This is a genomic window from Kitasatospora sp. NPDC059577 (assembly GCF_042735475.1).
Taxonomy (GTDB): domain Bacteria; phylum Actinomycetota; class Actinomycetes; order Streptomycetales; family Streptomycetaceae; genus Kitasatospora.
This window is the reverse complement of sequence record NZ_JBHWBZ010000129.1, coordinates 1-4,103: the sequence shown is the minus strand read 5'-3', so window position 1 is coordinate 4,103 and position 4,103 is coordinate 1. Positions and strand designations below refer to the sequence as shown.

Annotated in this window: 5 protein-coding genes; 3 read left to right on the top strand and 2 right to left on the bottom strand. The window is 67.5% G+C overall.

The genetic code is table 11. From position 1 onward, the window contains the following. Both ACFV0O_RS41265 and ACFV0O_RS41260 read right to left on the bottom strand, forming a co-directional pair. The coding region (locus ACFV0O_RS41265) for a condensation domain-containing protein (RefSeq protein WP_380350161.1) at positions 1–698 on the bottom strand (698 nt) is incomplete at its 3' end. 178 nt (positions 699–876) lie between these two features. Next, positions 877–1,095, bottom strand: a complete 219-nt coding sequence (locus ACFV0O_RS41260) for an MbtH family protein (protein WP_380350158.1) — start codon at positions 1,093–1,095, stop codon at positions 877–879. A gap of 392 nt (positions 1,096–1,487) precedes the next feature. Between ACFV0O_RS41260 and ACFV0O_RS41255 the strand changes: the two genes are divergently transcribed. The 3 genes from ACFV0O_RS41255 to ACFV0O_RS41245 all read left to right on the top strand — a co-directional run. Continuing rightward, a complete protein-coding gene (locus ACFV0O_RS41255) occupies positions 1,488–1,781 on the top strand; it encodes a DUF6191 domain-containing protein (protein WP_380350156.1) in 294 nt (97 codons plus the stop codon). A 219-nt stretch (positions 1,782–2,000) separates the two neighbouring features. Next, entirely contained in the window at positions 2,001–2,372 is a 372-nt protein-coding gene (locus tag ACFV0O_RS41250) for a phosphopantetheine-binding protein (protein WP_380350153.1), read from the top strand. Between the two features lie 362 nt (positions 2,373–2,734). Next, on the top strand, positions 2,735–4,103 hold a 1,369-nt coding region (locus ACFV0O_RS41245), incomplete at its 3' end, for a condensation domain-containing protein (protein WP_380350150.1).

The window sequence follows — 4,103 nt, the reverse complement described above, 5'->3', positions numbered from 1 at the left end:
GCCACCACCTCGGCAGGCACCCCGAACTCCAACGACGCACCCCGACCCGACCGCTCCGCCGGCCGCACGAAATCCGTCGGCAACTCCAACGGCTCCACACCCGCCAACCGCCCACGCCAGTACCCGAGCTGCCGCTCCAGCACCCCACCCCGCAACCACTCCCGCTGCCACACCGCGAAATCCGCATACTGCACCGGAAGCACCGGCAACACACCACCACGGCCCTCCACCGCCGCCGCGTACAACTCACCCAACTCACGCGACAACACACCGATCGACCAACCGTCAGCCACGATGTGATGCATCGCCAGAACCAACACATGATCCTCGGCCGACACCCGCACCAGACACACCCGCAACAACGCGTCAACCGCCAGATCGAACGGCCGCACCGCCTCCGCCTCGACCACCCCACGCAACCGCGCCTCCCGCACGGCCACATCCCCGATCACCGACAGATCGACCACCGAAACCCGCACCACACCCGGCTCATCCACCACCTGAACCGGCTCACCACCAACGCCCACCACAAAACGCGACCGCAACACCTCATGCCGCGCCACCAAACCCGAGAACGCCGACTCCAACGCCCCCACATCCACCACACCCCGCAACCGCAGGACGCGGGGAACCAGGTACTCCTGCTGGTTGCGGCCCAACTGGTTCAAGAACCAGAGACGCTGCTGCGCGAACGACAACGGGAACCCAGCCGGATCCTGCTCCGTGCCCGACGGGTTTCCAAGGTGGGCCGGCCGCCGAGACTCAGCAGAGAAATCAGGGGTGCTCAAAGCGGCTCAAGCCTTTCCGTGTCATCCGGGGGGGACGTTCCAGGTCGTGACCATTTGCCAGACCGGCGGGCTACCGCGCGAGGCCGCCTCAGCCGGCGGCGGATTCCATGGCCGCGACCAGACTGGCAGGCCGCATGTCCGTCCAGTTGTTCTCGACGTACTCCAGGCAGGCGCTCCGGGTGTCGGAATCCTTCACGACCTCCCATCCGGCCGGCACATCCAGTGCGGCGGGCCAGAGCGAGTACTGCTTCTCGCCATTCTGCAGGACCCGATATTCGGCGTCATCGGATTCGAACGGATTCGCCATCATTGCTTCCTTTTCCCATATCCGGATCGCGGGCCCGGTGCCAGACCCAGCCGCCGACACTAGGGGCCACAGTGGCGCACGGTAAATCCTTCCGTGGACCCATCGCCGCGAGAATTGGGCCGGTCGAAGGAGCTCGTTTCCGCCACTTCTCCTCCGATCGGGGGAGAAGGACCGACCGCGGGCCGGGTCCGGGCCCCGACCCCACAGCCGGCGACCCGGCACATCCCGGTTGGGCCGACAGCTTCCTCAACGCGCCTACCAGGAAGGGTGGTTCAAGTCGACCGACGACCGGGTAGCGTACCGCCGGGGCGCGCCCTCGACTACAATGACCATCCGTTAGCACGCGTCACATTGCTTGTACGAGCAATGATCGGCAAGCGCAAGGATATTGAATGTTGGAATTAGGAATCGCCCTCGCTGCTATTCTGGTACTCGCACCCCTCGGCGTGGGCATCATCCGCTGGCTCAACAGGAAGCGCCGGGAAACCTCAGGTTACGCCTCGAACTTCGAATTCATGGACGTCTTCCATCCGGCCCAGCAACACGTACGGGATGAATCCCAGCGACAGCAGCTGCCCAAGGAGGACGAAGGCAGCGGGGCGCCCCCGATCGACCTGAAGTCGGGGCGGGCCGTCATCTCGCGCCCCACGGAGAACGATCGCGAGAACGAAAAGCCCGGCGACTGAAACGGTGAGCCAACGCGGTGGAGTGCTCACTCCGGGCGAACGCTCCGCCGCGCCGCCCTCCCGCCTCTCCTCCCAATGGGGGAGGAAGCCCAAAAACCGACCCTTAGGATGATGTACACGTCAACAGTCCTCCTCATAGCGTTCCGGAGACGAAGCTGCTAGCGCGAGTGCGCAAACGAAGCAGCGATTCTTCCGAACCGTGCATGGGGGTACAGCACAATGGCCGCCGAGTCTGAATCCCGGACGTCCCGTGAGGACCTTCTCCGCGAACTGTTCGCCGAGGTCCTGAACCGTCCGCAGGTAGGGGTCGACGACGGGTTCTTCGATCTGGGCGGTGACAGCGTCGTCGCCATGCAGCTGGTGGCCCGGGCTCGGGAAGCCGGCCTGGAGATCAGCCGCCGCGAGGTCTTCCTGCTCCAGTCGGTCGCCGAACTGGCCGCCGTCGCACGCGACGTGCCACCCGCAGGAACCGACGGGCCCCGCTCCGACGCACCACAGAGCGACGGCGCCGCGCCCGCCGACCGGCACGACCGCCCGCTGGTGCCGCTCTCCCCGACGGAGCTGGACGACATCGCCCGACAGCTCAAGTAGGGCACACGACTTCACCCGGTCGGCAGCCACACCGTACGGTTGCTCACCCAGTCCGGCGGGCTCCCGCAGACCGGCGATTCACGCAACAGCGGCAGCACGGCCGGCACGCCGATCCCGCACCCCATGCGACAGCACCACTCCGCCGTCGAGGCGAGCAGGACATCTCACCCACATACCTGGCCGGGCCCGCGGACGCTTCGCGCCGCGAGGCCACGGCCGAGTGTGCGCTTTCGCATGCCCGCTTGTTTCTGCCCCTGATCGAAGCCGCTTCCCCGCTGAAGTCACCGCGGCGGGCAGACCAACTCCCTTCTTCTTCCGGCAACACGCGTCACGGACCCAACGGACCCAAAGGGGCAGATCTCATGCAGCCGAGTTTCCTGGACATCCTGCCGTTGGCACCGTTGCAGGAAGGGTTGCTCTTCCACGCGATGTACGACGAGCAGGCGTCGGACGTCTACGTCGTCCAGCTCGCGCTGGAACTCCAGGGCGAACTGGACGCCCGACGGCTGCAGGCCGCAGCGCGGGCACTGCTGCACCGCCACCCCAACCTGTCCGCGCGCTTCCTCACCCGCGCCACCGGCCGGCCACTCCAGGTGATCCCGGCCGAGGTCGAACTCCCGTGGACCCAGGCTGACTTCGCCGCCGGAAGTGAAACCGTCGCGAAGTTCCTCGCGGAGGAGCGGGCACGGCGATTCGACCTGGCCAAGCCCCCGCTGCTGCGCTTCGCGCTCATCCGTCACGCCCCCGAGCACCACACCCTCGCCTTGACGATCCATCACATTCTGCTCGACGGCTGGTCCGTCCCCACCCTCATCCGCGAACTGTTCACCCTCTACAGCGCCGACGAGGAGGCGCTGGCCCCGGCCGCCCCCTACCGGGACTACCTCGCCTGGCTCGCCGACCGCGACCAGGAGGCGGCCCGCACGGCCTGGCGCACGGCACTCGACGGCCTCGACGAGCCCTGCCGGCTCAGCTCCGGGGAACTCGACCGCCCCCGGGACGTCCCCCACCAGATCAGCCGGCATCTGAGCGCCGACCTCACGCGACGGCTCCACCAGCACGCCCGCAGCCACGGCCTCACCCCGAACACCCTCATCCAGGGCGCCTGGGGCCTGCTGCTCGCCGCCCTCACCGGCCGCGACGACGTCGTCTTCGGCACCACCGTCTCCGGACGCCCCCCGGAGATCCCCGGCATCACCACCATGGTCGGCCTGTTCATCAACACCGTCCCGGTCCGGATCCGCCTGGACTTCGCCGAGACGCTCACCCGGTTCCTCGCCCGGATCCAGCGCGAACAGGCCGAACTCCTCGACCACCAGCACCTCAGCCTCGCCGACATCCAGCAGACTGCCGGCCACACCGAACTCTTCGACACCACCACCGTCTTCGAGAACTACCCGCTGGATTTCGCCGACTTCGCGGAGTTCAGCGGCGGTCTGCGCCTCACCGGTCTGGGAACGCACGGCGACGGCGTCACCCACTATCCACTCTGTCTCTCCGTCGTGCCGGGCGAGCGGATGCGGCTGCGCCTCGCGTACCGGACCGATCTGTTCAATGAGGACGCCGTCGAAGCAATCGCCGGCCGACTGGTCGGACTACTCGAAACCATCGTCTCGGATCCGGAACGGCGCATCAGCCGGATCGACGTCCGCACCGAGGCGGAACGCGTGCCGGCCGCCGTGCGGAACACCGCTCCCGACGACCCGTCCGTCTCGAACTGCATCCCGGACG